We start from the raw sequence: 15,854 nt of genomic DNA on the forward strand, positions 1-15,854 counted from the left end.
GAACGGGCGCACGGGCATCCGCGGGTGCACGCTGGAGGAGTGACGGAGCGAGCCCCCGGAGGTGTGTGATGAAGACGATCGTCGGATGGCACGTGGACATCGAGTTCACCGAGGACGAGGTCGCGGGCAAGACGCGTGCGGCCTGCATGGTCAGGCTCCCGGACGGCACCGAACTGCGGGCGCACGGCCACGCCAAGCGGCACCCCGACGACAGGGAGCAGCAGCGCGTCGGCGAGGAGATCGCCGCCGCCCGCTGCCTCAACGAACTCTCCCGGAACCTCATGAAGAAGGCCGGGGGTGAGATCGAGGAGGTGACGCACATCCCGGCGCACCTGGCCATGTGACGCGGGACCCTGCGGCCGGGCCCGCGACGGGCCGGCGGAGGCACCCGCGGCGAACCGTTGGGAAACGGGAGCCATGAGCGCGTGAGGAGGGGGCACACGAGGGCCCGAGGGAACCGATGGGGTCGAGCCCGGCGTACGGCCGGGGCTGTCGGGGCCCGGGAAGGACGCAACAGCACATGTCGCAGGTCGAGGAGTCCGTCGAGGTCAGCGTGCCGGTGCGCACCGCCTACAACCAGTGGACGCAGTTCGAGAGCTTTCCCGAGTTCATGGAGGGCGTGGAGCGGATCGAGCAGCGCAGCGACACCCTCACCCACTGGGTGACGCAGGTGAACGGCGCGGCCCGTGAGTTCGACGCAGAGATCACCGAGCAGATCCCGGACGAGCGGGTCGCGTGGACCACCGTCGGCGGTGAGGCCCGGCAGGCGGGTGTGGTGACGTTCCACCGCATCGACGACACGACCACCAAGGTGATGCTCCAGATGGACTTCGAGCCCGACGGGCTCACCGAGACCGTCGGGGACAAGCTCGGCTTCGTCAAGCGTCAGGTCACCGGCGACCTCAAGCGGTTCAAGTCCTTCATCGAGTCGCGCGGCACGGCCACCGGCTCCTGGCGCGGCGAGGTCTGACACCCGGCGTGACCGCCCGGCCCGCGGTCCGGGCGGCGGGCCGGACGGGTGATCCGATCGACGTGCCGGGCCGTGTCTGCGGCGGTGGCACGTGACGCGCGGGCAAGGTGGGCTCGTTAACTCCAAGCGCCCCCAAGGGGTTGCTGGGCCAGGCCCCCGGACGGGTCCGACCGTCCGGGGGCCCTGGTCTGTCCACAGGCGGGGCCACCCGCCGGGGCGCCTCGCGGACGGGCCTCTACGATGGGGCCATGAGCCCCCGTCAGCAGCGCAGCCGCCTACGCCCCCCGGCGTACCGCAGGCTGCTGCTGGTCCTGGCTCTGCTCGCCGGTGTCTTCGCCATGCACGGGCTGGCGCCCGGCACGCCCGCCCCCGCCACGGCGGGCCACGGGCACGCCCGGCCGGCCGCCCATGCGACCGGTGACGCCTGCGAGCACCTGCACGAGCCCGGCGGCGGGGCGGGCCACGTCGAGCACGCGGACGCCATGTGCGCGGCCGGAGGTGTCTCCACCGCACCCGCACAGGCGCCCCTGCTCGCCGGCGCCGTCTCGGCGGCCGCCGACGACGTCCCGCGCGTCCACGCCCGGGGCGCGGGAGCCACCGACCGGGCTCCGCCCGATCTGGCGCAGCTGCAACTCCTCCTCATATAGGGGCGCCCGCGCGGCGCACCGTCCTGCCGTCCTCCCGCTTCCCGCGCGAGGACGCACGACGCCGTGCCCGCACGCCCGTCCCCGAGGAACCCCATGTACGCAAGGAGTTGCACCACCATGACCGCACGACGCCCTTCCCACGCCCGCCGGGCGACCGCCGCCTCCGCCGTCGCCGCAGGGGTCACCGCCGCCGCTCTCCTCCTGACCGCCTGCGGCGCCGGCGACCAGGACTCCGCCCGCCACGCGGACCACGGCAGCGCGTCCACCGCGTCACCCTCCGCCTCAGGATCGGCCTCCGGATCGGCCTCCGCCGAGCAGGGCGGTCACAACGCCGCCGACGTGGCGTTCGCGCAGGGGATGATCCCGCACCACCGCCAGGCCGTGGACATGGCCGGCATGGCCGAGGACCGCGCCTCCTCCAAGGAGGTGAAGGACCTGGCGGCCGCGATCAAGAAGGCGCAGGCCCCCGAGATCCGCACCCTGTCCGGCTGGCTGACCACCTGGGGCGAGCCGGTCCCCGCCGACGAGCCCGCGGCCGGCCACGCCGGGCACGGGGCCGGTACGGCCGGGATGATGACCGGACAGGAGCTGGACGGGCTGCGCACGTCCTCCGGCAAGGCCTTCGACACGGCGTTCCTGAAGCTGATGATCAAGCATCACGAGGGAGCGGTGGCCATGGCGAAGACCGAGCGGGCCGAGGGCTCCCACCGGCCCGCCAAGGCCATGGCCGGCGACATCGTCGCCTCACAGTCCGCCGAGATCGCCACGATGAACGGGCTGCTCGCCACGGACTGACCCCGCCACCGCCCCGCGTCCTGCGGGCGGACGACGCGACGCCCGGGACACGCCCCGGGCCAGGCGAACCCGCGTCCGCCAGGTACGCGGCGGCGCCGTGAGGGTGGGCGCTGTCGTTGGTCACCAGCAGGTCCGTGACCCGGTCGGCGGGGGAGTACTCCGGGCGCAGCGTGTGGTCGAGGGCCACCAGGTCTCGCAGGTCCGACGCGTCGAGCCAGGCGCGCACGCCGGGCGGCACCGCGGGCGGGGCGGCCAGGTGGTCCTCGGTCTCCGCGACGCCCAGCGGGGAGCCGACGGTCACGAGGAGCTCGGCCTCCCGGCCCGTGTCCGCCAGCACCTCGTCGGCCACGACGGAGCCGAGGCCGTGTCCGACGACGATCAGCGGCGCGTCGCCCACCGCGTCCAGCTCGGCCGTCAGGGCGTCGCGGACGGCGTCCCCGTCGCCCCCGAACCCGTACGCCGTAAAGCCGCGCCGACCCCCCGCTTGGCCGTCAGTCCGCCGCGTGCGCCGGGGCCCGGTCGCGGCCGCCGGGGTGGCGGTGGCGCCAGAACCAGAAGACGCCGCAGGACACCAGCGCCCACCCGCCGAGGACGAGAAACGGGAAGAGGTGCTGGTGGCCGCCGAAGTAGACAGCCGTGTGCTGCGCGTTCACCGACGCGCCGGGCGGCAGCCAGCGCCCGATGTGCCCGAGCGCCGACGGCAGCAGCGGCCAGGAGACGGCGCCGCCCGACGACGGGTTGCCCAATAGCACCATCAGACCCCAGGTCGGCAGCATCGCCCACCGCCCCATCAGGGTGTTGAACATCGTGAACACCATCCCGGACGCGAACAACGTCAGCGCGAGGATCAGCCAGGACTCCACGAAGGGCAGATCGAGGGCGCCCAGCAGCAGGTCGACGGTCGCCGCGATCGCGAAACCACCGAGCAGTGCGTACGCCGCCGTGAACGCGATCCGCTCGGCGGGAAGGAGCGCGCGGGCGTGCACGCTCAGCTGGATCGCCCCCACGAAGCCGATGATCACCGCCGCGAGCGAGATGTAGAACAGCGCCAGCCCGCGCGGATCACCCTTCTGGAGCGGCTTGATGTCCCGCACCCCGACCGGCACCCCCGTCGCCCGGCCCACCGCCACCCCCGCCTCGGCCAGCACCTGCGCCACCGACGCCCCCGCGGCCCCCACCACGTCCAGCAGGACGCCGGTGCCGTCCGGGCCGGCGGTGAGCACGGCGAAGACCTCCTGCTCGTCCACCGCGTGGCGCGCGGCCGCCACACTGTCGTACCGACGCAGCTCCAGGGAGGCGTTCAGCTCCCGCTCCATGCCGGCCACGACCTTCCTGCCCTCCGCCGTGTCCGTGGCGCCGACCACCGCGGCCGGGATGTGCCGGGGCGTGGGATTGGCCATGGTGTACGTGTACGAGCCGGCGAACAGCGCGGCCGCGGCGGCGAGGATCAGCACCAGCACGGCGGCGGGCAGGAACGGTGACGCCTTGAGCGCCGCCCACCTGTCGCCCCGCGTCGGCGGACGGCCGTGTGCCCCGTGAGGCGTGCTCCGGGCTTCCCCGGCTTCGTGCGCATCGGACATGCCGTCAGGCTAAAGCGAACGTATCCCCGCAAAAGGGGGCCACGCGCACGGGGAACCGTCCCGCGACAGGGAACCGGCTTCGCCCTGGGCGGCGTCGGAGGTACCGTCAGGGGGCCGGACGGAGATCACAGGGGGGCCATGGGGGTGCCGCACACCGAGAACGGGCCCGTACCCGGATCTCCCCGTCCCCTCGTGTCGGACGATTGCGGACAGGGAGGCTGCGTCCACGTGGCAGGGCAGGTCTATCTGGACACGCTCACGGAGTGGGAGCGGATCCTGGACGGCCTGCTCCGGAGCGACGGGGACATCCGGATGGACCTCTCGGGGCTCACCTTCGTCGACGTGGCGGGGGCGACCTCGCTGGCCCGGACGGCGCAGCGCCTTCCCGGCGACCGGCGGATCATGGTCCGCAGGCCGCCGGCGTCGCTGAGGCGGGTGCTGGAGCTGTTCTGGCCGGAACTGGTGGCGATCGAGGTGGTGGAGTGAACGACGTGGCGACGACGGCCGATCCGTTCACGCACCCGGCCCTGTTCTACGCGGACGAGACCGCCTACCTGGCGGGCACCGTGCCGTTCGTCGAAGCGGGCCTGGCGGCCGGGGAGCCCGTCGCCGTCGCCGTGCCCGGCGCCAACCTCGCCCTGCTGCGCAAGGCGCTGGGCGGCGACGCCGACCGCGTACGCCTGCTGGACATGGAGCAGGAGGGGCGCAACCCCGGGCGGATCATCCCGCGGGTGCTGCGCGGATTCGCCGACGCCCACCCCACCCGGCGCGTCCGGATCATCGGGGAACCGATCTGGCAGGGCCGCAGCGACAGCGAGTACCCGGCCTGCGCGCAGCACGAGGCGCTGATCAACCACGCGTTCACCGGCCGCGAGGCCACCATCCTCTGTCCGTACGACACCTCGCGGCTGGACGACGTCGCGCTCGCCGACGCCCGGATCACCCATCCCGTGCTCATCGAGGACGGCGTCGAGCGCGCCAGCGTCGCGTACGCGCCCGACCGGGTGGTGAGCGGCTACAACCTGCCCCTCACCCTGCCGCCCGGCGTCCGCGGGCTGGTCTACGACGCCGACCTGCTGCCCGAGGCGCGCGGCCACGCCCTGGAGCGGGTGGACCGGCTGGGCCTGCCCGCGGACCGGCACGACGACGTGGCCCTCGCGGTGTCGGAGCTGACCACCAACAGCGTCATCCACGGCGGCGGCACGGGAACGCTGCGGGTGTGGACCGAGGACGGTCACGTGGTGTGCGAGGTGCGGGACGGCGGCAGACTGGACGACCCGCTCGCCGGCCGCCGCCCCGCCGCACCCGGCCAGCTCGGCGGCCGCGGCCTGCTGCTGGTGCACTACCTCTCCGACCTCGTACGCATCCACACCACGGACGCCGGCACCACCATCCGGTGCTACTTCCGGTTGCACCTCTAGGGCGTGCGATGAGCAGGCGGCCGGCCGCCTGCGCGCTTAACGTGGCACCGTGATCCGTCAGGGACCCCGCACACCGGACAAGAACCCCGCCACGAGCGGCGCGCACGGCGAAGTGCGCGAGTGGGCCGACGCCCTGCTGGCCGTGCTCGCCGCGCTGGTCGCCATGGCGGTGACCGCCACCCTCGGCCTGTGGGCGGCGGGTGCGGCGGACCTGCCGGAGGGCGCGTTCCTCCACGTCGTCGCGGCCGTCGTCGTCATCGCCGCGGGCGGCTCGGTCGACATCTCGGGCCGGGCCGGAGGGCTCGCCGACACCAGCGGGCAGCTCACCCTGATGCCGCTGAGCGTCACCCTCGTCGGGGCGCTCGTCGCCGGCGCCTGCTTCCTGCGGCCGCTGCGGCACCGCCCCGTCGCCGGCACCGGCGCACTCCTCGGCCGCGTCGCCCGCACGGTCGTCCTGTGGCTGGCCGGGCTCGGCGCCCTCATCGCGCTGGCCCGCCACACCTTCACCCTCGTCCCGCCCGACTCGGCCATCGACTTCATCACCGGCCTCCTCGGCGCCACGCCCACCGTCGGGTTCGCCGCCGAGACCGGCCCCACCCTGCTGTTCGGCCTGATCTGGATCCTCGGCGTCCTCGCCATGGCACTCCTCGTCTCCCACCGGGCACCGCTCCCCGCCGGGCTGCTCCGCCCCCAGCGAGCGGCCCGTCCCGCCGCCTCCGCGATGCTGCTCCTGCTCCTCGCGTACGTCGTCATCGCCCTGGTCGTCGGGCTGGTCGTGGCGGCGACCCGGGGGCACCCCGCCGAGACGTTCGCCGTGATCCTCCTGGGCCTGCCCAACATCGCGTGGCTCGCCCTGGGCCTCGGCATCGGCGGCTCCTGGGAGGGCAGGGTGGAGGGCCCGTTCGGCCTGCCGATGCCGCACATCCTGGACGCGGCGCTGCGCGGCTCCCAGAACACCACGCTGGACGTGTCGTCCCTCGCCGAGCAGGACGGCCGGGCCTGGTGGCTCGTCCCCGTCGCCGCCGTGCTGCTACTGGCCGCCGCCTTCGTCACGGCGATGCGCTCCCCGGCCGGCACCCGGCTCTGGCAGTACGCCCTGCACCTCGGGATCGCTTTCGCGCTCACCCTGCTCGTGGTCACCCCGGTCAGCGAGATCGTCGCCCGCCTGGCCCTGTCGGTGCTGGGCATCATGGAGATCGACAACCTCGGCGGTCAGGTGGTCCTCCATCCGCACGTCTGGAGGACCGTCGGGCTCGCCCTCCTGTGGGGGCTGGTCATAGGGCCCCTCGGCGCGCTCCTGGCCTCGCGCGTACGCCGGCGGGGCGAGACCCCCACCCGGCAGGCCCCGCCCCCGGCGCCCTGAGCCGCGCGGGCGGGACCCGCGGCCCCGGGACCACCGCCCGGCAGGAGCCCGCTCCTGGGTCACGCCCCCGGTCGAGCGCGCCTCGGCCGAGCGCGTCCCCGGCACCGTGCATCCGTTGCCGCGCGCGACGGGGGTACGGCGGCGGGGCGGGACCCGGCACCGTACAGGGCGCCCGGACCCCACCGTCCCCACCGTCAACCGGCCGGCCGGCGGCGGTAGTCGGCGACGATGCCGACGACGGCGTTGAAGGCGCGGGCGCTGTCGGCCGGCCGCCGCTCTCCCGCAGCCGTCCCGAGCCGCTCGCCCCGATAGGTCTGCCGGGGGTTGGAGTACCGGTTGATGCGCCGGCAGGGGCCGCCGGTCGCCTTGCGGCAGCTCGACTCGTACGCCTCCAGCGTCGACCACCGCCCCGAGGGCGGAAAGTAGCCACGGGCGCTGTTCGCGCCGCGGGGCGCGGTGACGTAGTCGTGCATCGCGCCCAGGTTGTGACCGACCTCGTGGGCGAGCGAGTGGTGCGCGAGCGCCTTCTGCGCGACGAGGCTGTAGCTGTGGGCGCTCGTCCCGGACGTCACGCGCCGGGGCCGGTTGGCCAGCCCGGCGGCTCCACCGCTTCCGGTGACCAGCGTGACCAGGTCGGAGCCCGTGCTGTCGCGCAGGTGCACGAGCTCGTCGGCCACGCCGTCGCCGGGCCGCGCGACCGCCTTCAGCAGGGCGTCCGAGGGCCGGTCGAGGCGGGCGGGCACCGTGGCGCGGACGACGCCGGTGAGCCGGAGGCGGGCGCGGACGGCGCCGGCGGCGAACGCCTGGGAGGCGGAGGTGACGGCCTGCCGGATCCTCGCCCGCAGGGTGCGCTCGCCGCCGGCTTCCGCGAGCGCGCGGGCGGTGAACCCGGCCAGGATGTCGATGGTGACGATCCGCTGGCCGTAGTGCGGCCGGGGCACCCGTGTGCAGTGACGTTTCTGCTCGGTGGCGGGGCGGCACGCCCCGCCCGCCTCGTGCCCCGGCGGTGCGGGTGCGGCGGCGGGGGCGGTGGACCGGGCGGACGACCGCTCCTGGACGGGCGCGCAGGCGGTGGCGCTCAGCACGAGGGCCAGCGCGGCGGCACTCCATGAGGCATGGGCAAGGCGCATCTCCATCCTTTCGCAGGGCGGGACCTGGAACGGAACCCGAAGGTGTCCTTGCGAGAAGGGCGGTGCGGCATGCGCGCGGCGGCGCCGATTCACCGGTTCGGCGGTGCGGTGCGGTGCGGTGCGGCGTGGTGCGGTGGGGCGCGGCGTGGTGCGGGGGTGCCGCGTCAGGGGCGGGCCGCCGCGTCCAGCAGCAGCGCCGCCGCCTCGCGGGCCTCGCACGCGGGCGCGGACGAACCGGTGAGGGCGGCCGTGGTCATGGCGCCCTCCGCCAGCAGGGCCAGCTGTGCGCCGGTCGCGGCGGGTGCGCCCGCCTCGGCCACCAGGTCGCCGACGTACCGCCGGAACTCCTCCTTGTGCCGGCGCGCCACCCCGGCCACCTCGGGCGACGTGGCGCCGAGCTCCCCGAAGGAGTTGACGAACGCGCAGCCGCGGAAGCCCGGCTCCTCGAACCAGTCGCGCAGCCAGTCGAAGACCGCCAGCACCCGTTCGCGCGGCGGCCCGTCCACCGCGTCGACGTACGAGGCGAGGGCACCCCGCCAGCGGCTGTCGCGCCGCAGCAGGTACGCCTCGACCAGCGTGTCCTTGGAGGGGAAGAGCTGGTACAGCCGCCGCAGCGTGACGCCGGACGCGGCGCGGACGGCGTCCATGCCGACGGCCTGGACGCCCTGCCCGTAGAACAGCTCCCCGGCCGCGTCCAGGATGCGCGTCCTGACTTCCCCGTTCTCCAAAGCGCCCGCTCCTTGCGTGAGAACCAACGTTCTCCTAGGGTACTCGACCAGGCGAGAACGACCGTTCTCGCCGTGCCGAGAGGATCCGACATGCGCCCGCCCCTGCCGCCGTTCACCGAGGAGACCGCCCGCCAGAAGGTGCGGCTCGCCGAGGACGCCTGGAACACCCGCGACCCGGAGACGGTCGCCCTCGCCTACACGGAGGACTCCGAGTGGCGCAATCGCGACGTCTTCCTCAGCGGCCGCGACGAGATCGTCGCCTTCCTCACCGACAAGTGGCGGCGGGAGCTGGGCTACCGGCTCCGCAAGGAGCTGTGGGCCTTCACCGGCGACCGCATCGCGGTGCGCTTCGCGTACGAGTACCACGACGCCGGCGGACAGTGGTTCCGCGCCCATGGCAACGAGAACTGGGAATTCGACGCCAACGGCCTGATGCGCAAGCGCTACGCGAGCATCAACGACGTGCCCATCAGCCCCGCCGAACGCCGGATCGCCGTCTGACACCGTTTCACCACTTCTGATTCGCGGTGAGCGATTCGGTCGTCAAGTCTTGGGAACGCGAGAGGTCCATGCCCGACGACCCGAAAGGCGGACCATGACCGACCCACACCAGCCGCAGGACCCCGTCACCCGTCACCCGCGGCCCGACTTCCCCGAACAGGACCAGCGGCACCCCGGCTGGACCGGCCCGATGGACCCCCCGCCGGACCACGGCGAGGACTCCTACCGGGGCACCGGACTGCTGCGGGACCGCGTCGCCGTCGTCACCGGGGGCGACTCCGGCATCGGGCGCGCGGTGTGCCTGGCCTACGCGCGCGAAGGCGCCGACATCGTCTTCACCCACCTCCCCGAGGAGGAGAACGAGGCGCGGGAGACCACGAGGCTCGTCGAGGAGGCCGGGCGCAAGGCCCTCGCCCTGACGGCCGACAACCGCGACGAGGAGCAGTGCCGCGCCCTCGTCCGGCGCGTCACCGACGAGTTCGGGCGCATCGACATCCTGGTGAACAACGCCGCCTACCAGATGGCCCAGCCCGACGGCATCGAGGCGATCACCACCGAGCAGTTCGACCGGGTGATGAAGACCAACCTGTACGGCATGTTCTGGCTGACCAAGCTGGCCCTGCCGCACATCCCCCGGGGCGGCTCCGTCATCAACACCACCTCCGTGCAGGCCTACAAGCCCAGTCCGCCGCTGCTCGACTACGCGATGACCAAGGGCGCCATCGTCACCTTCACGCAGGGCCTGGCGCAGATGGTCGCCGAGCGCGGCATCCGGGTCAACGCGGTCGCCCCCGGGCCGGTCTGGACCCCGCTCATCCCGGCGACGCTGCCCGACACGGCCGAGTTCGGCAAGCAGTCGCCGCTCGGCCGCCCCGCCCAGCCGGCCGAGATGGCCCCGGCGTACGTCTTCCTCGCCGCGCCGGGATCCAGTTACATCACCGGGGAGATCGTCAACGCCACCGGAGGCACCCCGCTCCCGTGAACCAGGCAGCGACCCGCGTACAGGAGTGGTGGCACCGGGCCGGGTGGGAGGCGGCGGCCGTCGGCACGTCCGTGCGCCGCGCCCTCACCGGCCCCGGACCGGAGCGCGATCTGGCCGTCCAGGCGTTCAAGGCGGCCGGTGCCGCCATCCTCGCCTGGGCGGTGGCCGGCTGGTGGTGGCAGGCCCCACTGGCGCTGATGGCCCCCTGGACGGCGATCGCCCTCGTACAGAGCACCGTCTACCGGTCCGTACGGACCGGCGTCCAGCAGGTCGTCCTCATCGCCGCCGGTACCGTCCTCGCGGCCGTCGCCGCGGGACTCACCGGCGGCAACACCATGGCGGCCATGGCGATCGTGCTGCCCGTCACCGCCCTGCTCGGCAACTACTCCCGCTTCGAGAACCAGGGCGTCTACGCCTCCACCACGGCCCTCTTCGTCCTGGTGTACGGCTCGTTCGGCGGCTTCGACATCCTGCACCGGCTGCTGGAGACGCTCCTCGGCGCGGTCATCGGCATCGGCGTCAACGCGCTCGTCCTGCCGCCCGTCCACCTGCGGCACGCCCACGAGTCGCTGCACCGGCTGCCCCGGGACGGGGCGGCGCTGCTGCGGTCGATGGCCGAGGAGATGGAACGCGGCTACGACCGGCAGCAGGCGCAGGAGTGGCACAGCCGCGCCCGGAGGCTCCCGCAGCTCGTCGCGGACCTCCGCAACGCGCGCATGTGGAGCCGGGAGAGCTACCGCTTCAACCCGGCGGGCCGCATCCGCCGTTCCGGGCAGGAGCTGCCGTCCACGCAGTGGGACGCGGCATGGGAACGGGTCGCCGACCACCTGACCGCGCTCACCGGAATGCTGGCGGAGGCGGCGGGCGAGGAGCCCCGGCTCAGGCCGCCGCCGGACACGGTCCTCGCCGACGTACCGCCGCTGCTGCACGCCCTCGCGGACGTCTGCGAAGCCGACTGCGCCGCCCTGAACCCGCCGGCCCCAGCCGCCGGCGGCGACCGGGGCGACGCCGGGGGAGGGACCGCCGGCGGGCGGGACGAGGCCATGGAACGGGCCTGGGCGGCGCAGCGGCGTCTGAAGACGCGGCTCGCCGACCAGGACCACGAGACCGCCACCTCGGTCGGCGGGCTCGCCGCGGAGATCCAGCGGCTGCTGCACGACCTGGACGACGCCCGCGTCGCCCCCCGGCAGACGTGACGCCTACGCGGACCGGGAGCCGTCGGACCGGGAGCCGTCGGACCGCGGGCCGTCGGACCGCGAGTCGTCGCCGGAGACCTCCTCACGGAGCTCCGGCGGCCACTTGCGAGTGTCCCGCGGCTCCACGTACGGCTCCTCCGACTCCGGCATGCCGGAGCTGATCGCCCGCTGGCGCGCGAGCTCCGCGTCCAGCTCCAGGCCCAGCAGAATCGCCAGGTTCGACAGCCACAGCCAGATCAGGAAGGTGATGACGCCCGCGAGGGTGCCGTACGTCTTGTTGTACGAGCCGAAGTTCGCCACGTACAGCGCGAAGCCGCCCGACGCCAGCAGCCACAGCAGCACCGCCAGCACACTGCCCGGACTCAGCCAGCGGAAGCCCTGGCCGTGGACGTTCGGCGCCCGCCAGAACAGCAGCGCGATCATCACGATCACCAGCACGACCAGCACCGGCCACTTGGCGATGTTCCACGCCGTGACCGCCGCGTCGCCGAGCCCGATGGCCTGGCCCGCGCGCTGCGCCAGCGGCCCGGTGAACACCACGATCACCGCGCTCACCGCGAGGAGCACCATCAGCACCAGCGTCAGGCCCACCCGCAGCGGCGTCACCTTCCACACCGGCCGGCCCTCGGGCAGGTCGTACACCGCGTTCGCGGTACGGATGAAGCCCCCGACGTACCCGGACGCCGACCAGATCGCGCCCAGCAGGCTGACGACCGCCACCACACCGCTCGCACCCGGGCTGCCCTGCAACTGCTGCACCGCGTCACCGAGCACGTCCCGCACCGGGCCCGGCGCCAGCTTCTGGAGGTTGTCCATGACCGTGCGCGTCGCCGACTCGCCGATCATGCCCAGCACGGAGACCAGGACCAGCAGCGCCGGGAAGATCGACAGGACGCTGTAGTACGTCAGTGCCGCGGCGCGGTCGGGCAGCTCGTCGTCCATGAACTCCTTGCCGGTGCGCTTCAGCACCGCCCGCCACGATCCGGCGGACAGGTCCGTCGGCTCCTGTGGCGTCCCCGCGCCCTTTTCCTTGTCCTCACCTGTGTGTGCCATACCGGCATGGGTTACCCGGTATACGAGGCTCAATCCGCCGCCGTCGCGCCGCGGGCGCTCGCGTTGCGGCGCCCGTACCGGGGCGGCAGGGTCGAGGCAGCGACTGCGAGGAGGACCCGCCCATGCCCATCGCGACCGTCAACCCCGCCACCGGCGAGACGCTCAAGACCTTCGACGAGCTGACGCCCGAGGGGATCGAGCGGTGTCTCGCCACCGCCGACGCGGCCTTCCGGCGCCACCGCGCCACCGGCTTCGCCGAGCGGGCCCGGCTGCTCGGCCGCGCGGCCGACCTCTTGGAGGCCGACCAGGACGACATCGCGCGCACCATGACCACCGAGATGGGCAAGCCCCTCACGGCCGCCCGCGCGGAGGCGGCCAAATGCGTGAAGGCCATGCGCTGGTACGCCGCCCACGCCGAGCGGCTCCTCGCCGACGAACACCCGCCCGAGGACGACGTGCGGGACTCCGGCGCGGCACGCGCGCGCGTGCACTACCGCCCCCTCGGCCTGGTGCTGGCCGTCATGCCGTGGAACTTCCCGCTCTGGCAGGTGATCCGGTTCGCCGCGCCCGCCCTCATGGCGGGCAACGTCGGGCTGCTCAAGCACGCCTCGAACGTGCCGCAGACCGCGCTCTACCTGGAGGACCTCTTCCGCCGGGCCGGTTACCCCGACGGCTGTTTCCAGACCCTGCTCGTCGGCTCCCGCGCCGTCGAGGGCATCCTGCGCGACGACCGGGTCGCCGCCGCCACCCTCACCGGCAGCGAACCCGCCGGACGGTCGGTGGCCGCCGTCGCCGGCGACGAGATCAAGAAGACCGTGCTGGAACTCGGCGGCAGCGACCCGTATGTCGTCATGCCCTCCGCGGACGTCGAACGGGCCGCCACCGTCGCCGTCACCGCCCGCGCCCAGAACAACGGCCAGTCCTGCATCGCCGCCAAGCGGTTCATCGTCCACGAGGACGTGTACGACGCGTTCGCCGAACGGTTCACCGCCGGCATGGCCGCGCTGACCGTCGGCGACCCGATGGACGAGTCCACCGACGTGGGCCCGCTCGCCAGCGAGAGCGGCCGGGACGGCCTCGCGGAACTCGTCGACGACGCCGTACGGCAGGGCGCGAGCGTCCTGTGCGGCGGCGGCCGCCCCCAGGACCTGGCACCCGGCCTGGAACGCGGCTGGTTCTACGAGCCGACCGTCCTGGCCGGCATCACCCCCGGCATGCGAATCCACCAGGAGGAGACCTTCGGACCGGTCGCCACGCTCTACCGGGTGTCCGGCATCGAGGAGGCGGTGCGGGTCGCCAACGACACGTACTTCGGACTCAGCTCCAACGTGTGGACCCGCGACGACGAGGACGTCGACCGGTTCGTCCGGGACCTCCAGGCGGGCGGCGTGTTCGTCAACGGCATGACCGCCTCGCACCCCGCCCTGCCCTTCGGCGGGGTGAAGCGCTCGGGCTACGGGCGTGAGCTGTCCGGGCACGGCATCAAGGAGTTCTGCAACGCCACCACCGTGTGGCAGGCGTCGTAGGGGGTGCTCCGCCGGGACTACAGCGGCTGGACCACCTCGGACGACGGGGGAGGGGGCGGCGGCGTACCGTCACCGAACGGGCGCCCACCCAGCTCCTGGCGGTGGTGGGGGGTGCGCCAGCCGCGCAGGTCGGGGCCGCGCGGCACGACCCGCGTCGGGTTGATGTCCTCGTGGACCACGTAGTAGTGCCGCTTAATGTGGTCGAAGTCCACCGTGTCGCCGAAGCCCGGCGTCTGGAACAGGTCACGCGCGTACGCCCACAGGACCCGGTCCTCGGTGAGCTTGTTGCGGTTGCACTTGAAGTGGCCGTGGTACACCGCGTCGAACCGGACGAGCGTGGTGAACAGCCGTACGTCCGCCTCGGTGATGGTGTCACCCACCAGGTAGCGCTGCCCCGCCAGGTGCTCCGACACCTGGTCCAGCCGGGCGAACAGCCGTGCGTACGCGGCGTCGTAGGCCTCCTGGCTCTTGGCGAACCCGGCCTGGTAGACCCCGTTGTTGACGTCGCGGTAGATGCCCTCCATCCGCTCGTCGATCTCGTCCCGCAGCGCCTCCGGATAGAGGTCGGGCGCGCCCTCGCGGTGCAGCGCCCCCCACTCGGTGGACAGGTCCAGGGTGAGGCGCTGGTAGTCGTTGGTCACCAGCCGGCCGGTGGCGGCGTCGACCACCGCCGGAACGCTCACGCCCCCGTCGTAGCCCTTCTCCCTCGCCTCGTACGCCTCGCTCAGGAACCGGATGCCGAGCACGGGGTCCCGGTCGTCCGGGTCGAGGGTGAAGCGCCAGCTCCGCTCGTCCTGCACCGGGTCGGCCACCGCGAGGGACAGGGCCTCCTCCAGGCCCAGCAGCCGCCGCACCACCAGGGAACGGCTCGCCCAGGGGCACGCCCGGCTGACGACGAGCCGGTAGCGCCCGGCCTCGACCGGCCAGCCGTCCCGCCCGTCGGCGGTGATCCGGTCCGTGAAGTGGCTCGCGGACCGCTGGAACACACCGGAGTCGCGCACGATGCCTGACCTCTCTGACGACGGGGAAGGACACGGACCGGGTACCCGCCCCGGACCCGCCCTCACGCCCCGCGGCCAGGTCGTCGCGGCTCAGTCGTCGGCCCGGGCGCGCAGGCTCGGGGCGCGGCCCCGGCGGCGGCGCGCCCCGGGGTGGAAGACCAGGACGATCAGCCGGGACCCCGGCGCGGCCAGCGGCTGCGCGGCGCACATGGTGACCCACCCCGCGCCCAGCGACGGATGGCGCAGCGGCCGCTCGTCGCCGTCGAGGTGGCTGTAGGCGCTGGCCGACTCGTAGAGACGCGCGGCCACCGGGTCGGCCAGGACGTCCTGCTCGATGGCGCACAGCGTCTTGTCGGACGGGTCGGCGGCGAGCGCGACGCGCAGCTGGGGCAGGACCAGGGGCGCCCACGCCGTCTCCCAGTCCGTCAGGAGGGTCCGGGCGGCGGGTTCGACGGTCATCCACCGCATCGCGTTGGCCGGGACCCGGCGCCGTGGGAAGAGCGCCGCGAAGGGCGCGTTGTGGGCGAGCACGTTCCACGAGCGGTCGTTGATGTACGCCGGGTGGGAGACACCGGCGAGGATCTCCTGCCACACGCCGGGCAGCTCCTCGCCGGAGCGGAAGTCCAGCGGGCGGGGCGGGTCCTGGCCGAGCGCGTACCGCCACAGCGCGATCCACTCCTGCTCGTTCATGCGGAACAGCCGAGCCACGTCCTGGAGGAGGTCGACCGGCGGGTTGGGGTAACGGCCGGACTCCAGGCGACCGTAGGTGTCCGGGGCCCGGTGCAGGATCTGGTCGATCTGCGCCTGGGACAGTCCGCGGGCGCGCCTGCCCTGCCGCGTGGGGCGCGACAGGCCCTGGCTCTCCGGCGTGATCGACGCCCGGCGCTCGCTGAGCAGGAGACGCAGTGCAAGCTTGTCCATGACGCTTTCTTCCCCAAGGGGGCGGCCGCCGGTGGTGCCG

At 73.7% G+C, this 15,854-nt stretch carries 17 protein-coding genes; 11 read left to right on the forward strand and 6 right to left on the reverse strand.

The annotated features are described in order from the left end of the window. Positions 1-68 precede the first annotated feature (68 nt). The 4 genes from EIZ62_RS30640 to EIZ62_RS30655 all read left to right on the forward strand — a co-directional run bounded on the left by EIZ62_RS30640 (position 69) and on the right by EIZ62_RS30655 (position 2,412). Positions 69-344, forward strand: coding sequence for a DUF1876 domain-containing protein (locus EIZ62_RS30640; RefSeq protein ID WP_156695910.1), 276 nt, complete (start codon positions 69-71; stop codon positions 342-344). A 176-nt stretch (positions 345-520) separates the two neighbouring features. Continuing rightward, complete coding sequence (locus EIZ62_RS30645; RefSeq protein ID WP_156695911.1) at positions 521-970, forward strand: SRPBCC family protein; 450 nt, start codon at positions 521-523, stop codon at positions 968-970. A 248-nt stretch (positions 971-1,218) separates the two neighbouring features. Next, the gene (locus EIZ62_RS30650) at positions 1,219-1,617 is read left to right on the forward strand and encodes a DUF6153 family protein (RefSeq protein ID WP_156695912.1); all 399 of its coding nucleotides are present in this window, start codon (positions 1,219-1,221) and stop codon (positions 1,615-1,617) included. A gap of 117 nt (positions 1,618-1,734) precedes the next feature. Beyond that, complete coding sequence (locus EIZ62_RS30655; protein WP_156695913.1) at positions 1,735-2,412, forward strand: DUF305 domain-containing protein; 678 nt, start codon at positions 1,735-1,737, stop codon at positions 2,410-2,412. Positions 2,413-2,903: 491 nt separating this feature from the next. Here EIZ62_RS30655 and EIZ62_RS30660 read toward each other — a convergent pair whose 3' ends face one another. Beyond that, positions 2,904-3,992, reverse strand: coding sequence for an ABC-2 transporter permease (locus EIZ62_RS30660; RefSeq protein ID WP_156695914.1), 1,089 nt, complete (start codon positions 3,990-3,992; stop codon positions 2,904-2,906). Positions 3,993-4,220: 228 nt separating this feature from the next. Here EIZ62_RS30660 and EIZ62_RS30665 point away from each other — a divergent pair, with 228 nt between their 5' ends. From EIZ62_RS30665 to EIZ62_RS30675, 3 genes are read left to right on the forward strand one after another with little or no spacing between them, the layout of a single operon-like run. Beyond that, complete coding sequence (locus EIZ62_RS30665) at positions 4,221-4,478, forward strand: STAS domain-containing protein (protein WP_244376050.1); 258 nt, start codon at positions 4,221-4,223, stop codon at positions 4,476-4,478. Then, positions 4,475-5,413: a sensor histidine kinase gene (locus EIZ62_RS30670; protein ID WP_156695916.1), complete on the forward strand. Its 939-nt coding sequence runs from the start codon at positions 4,475-4,477 to the stop codon at positions 5,411-5,413. Before EIZ62_RS30665 ends, EIZ62_RS30670 begins: the two co-directional genes overlap by 4 nt. A gap of 49 nt (positions 5,414-5,462) precedes the next feature. Next, on the forward strand, positions 5,463-6,776 hold the full coding sequence (locus EIZ62_RS30675) for a streptophobe family protein (RefSeq protein ID WP_341873991.1): 1,314 nt from the start codon (positions 5,463-5,465) through the stop codon (positions 6,774-6,776). A gap of 194 nt (positions 6,777-6,970) precedes the next feature. Here the strand turns inward: EIZ62_RS30675 and EIZ62_RS30680 are convergent, their stop codons facing one another. After that, a complete protein-coding gene (locus EIZ62_RS30680; RefSeq protein ID WP_156695917.1) occupies positions 6,971-7,906 on the reverse strand; it encodes a zinc-dependent metalloprotease family protein in 936 nt (311 codons plus the stop codon). Between the two features lie 164 nt (positions 7,907-8,070). Beyond that, a complete protein-coding gene (locus EIZ62_RS30685; protein WP_156695918.1) occupies positions 8,071-8,634 on the reverse strand; it encodes a TetR/AcrR family transcriptional regulator in 564 nt (187 codons plus the stop codon). Between the two features lie 90 nt (positions 8,635-8,724). On the opposite strand from EIZ62_RS30685, the gene EIZ62_RS30690 reads away from it, so the two are divergent. From EIZ62_RS30690 to EIZ62_RS30700, 3 genes are all read left to right on the forward strand, one after another. Beyond that, positions 8,725-9,135: a nuclear transport factor 2 family protein gene (locus tag EIZ62_RS30690; RefSeq protein WP_156695919.1), complete on the forward strand. Its 411-nt coding sequence runs from the start codon at positions 8,725-8,727 to the stop codon at positions 9,133-9,135. A gap of 94 nt (positions 9,136-9,229) precedes the next feature. Continuing rightward, positions 9,230-10,117, forward strand: a complete 888-nt coding sequence (locus EIZ62_RS30695) for an SDR family oxidoreductase (RefSeq protein WP_156695920.1) — start codon at positions 9,230-9,232, stop codon at positions 10,115-10,117. Continuing rightward, complete coding sequence (locus EIZ62_RS30700; RefSeq protein WP_156695921.1) at positions 10,114-11,313, forward strand: FUSC family protein; 1,200 nt, start codon at positions 10,114-10,116, stop codon at positions 11,311-11,313. The genes EIZ62_RS30695 and EIZ62_RS30700 overlap by 4 nt, the downstream gene beginning before the upstream one ends. 3 nt (positions 11,314-11,316) lie before the next feature. Here the strand turns inward: EIZ62_RS30700 and EIZ62_RS30705 are convergent, their stop codons facing one another. Continuing rightward, positions 11,317-12,366, reverse strand: coding sequence for a YihY/virulence factor BrkB family protein (locus tag EIZ62_RS30705; RefSeq protein ID WP_156695922.1), 1,050 nt, complete (start codon positions 12,364-12,366; stop codon positions 11,317-11,319). Between the two features lie 122 nt (positions 12,367-12,488). Here EIZ62_RS30705 and EIZ62_RS30710 point away from each other — a divergent pair, with 122 nt between their 5' ends. Then, positions 12,489-13,892, forward strand: coding sequence for an NADP-dependent succinic semialdehyde dehydrogenase (locus EIZ62_RS30710; RefSeq protein ID WP_156695923.1), 1,404 nt, complete (start codon positions 12,489-12,491; stop codon positions 13,890-13,892). 17 nt (positions 13,893-13,909) lie between these two features. Here the strand turns inward: EIZ62_RS30710 and EIZ62_RS30715 are convergent, their stop codons facing one another. Together EIZ62_RS30715 and EIZ62_RS30720 are read right to left on the reverse strand one after the other, a co-directional pair. Then, entirely contained in the window at positions 13,910-14,893 is a 984-nt protein-coding gene (locus tag EIZ62_RS30715) for a glutathione S-transferase family protein (protein WP_244376052.1), read from the reverse strand. 90 nt (positions 14,894-14,983) lie between these two features. Continuing rightward, on the reverse strand, positions 14,984-15,814 hold the full coding sequence (locus EIZ62_RS30720) for an MmyB family transcriptional regulator (protein WP_156695925.1): 831 nt from the start codon (positions 15,812-15,814) through the stop codon (positions 14,984-14,986). Positions 15,815-15,854 lie beyond the last annotated feature (40 nt).

This window comes from Streptomyces ficellus (assembly GCF_009739905.1).
GTDB classification, from domain to species: domain Bacteria; phylum Actinomycetota; class Actinomycetes; order Streptomycetales; family Streptomycetaceae; genus Streptomyces; species Streptomyces ficellus_A.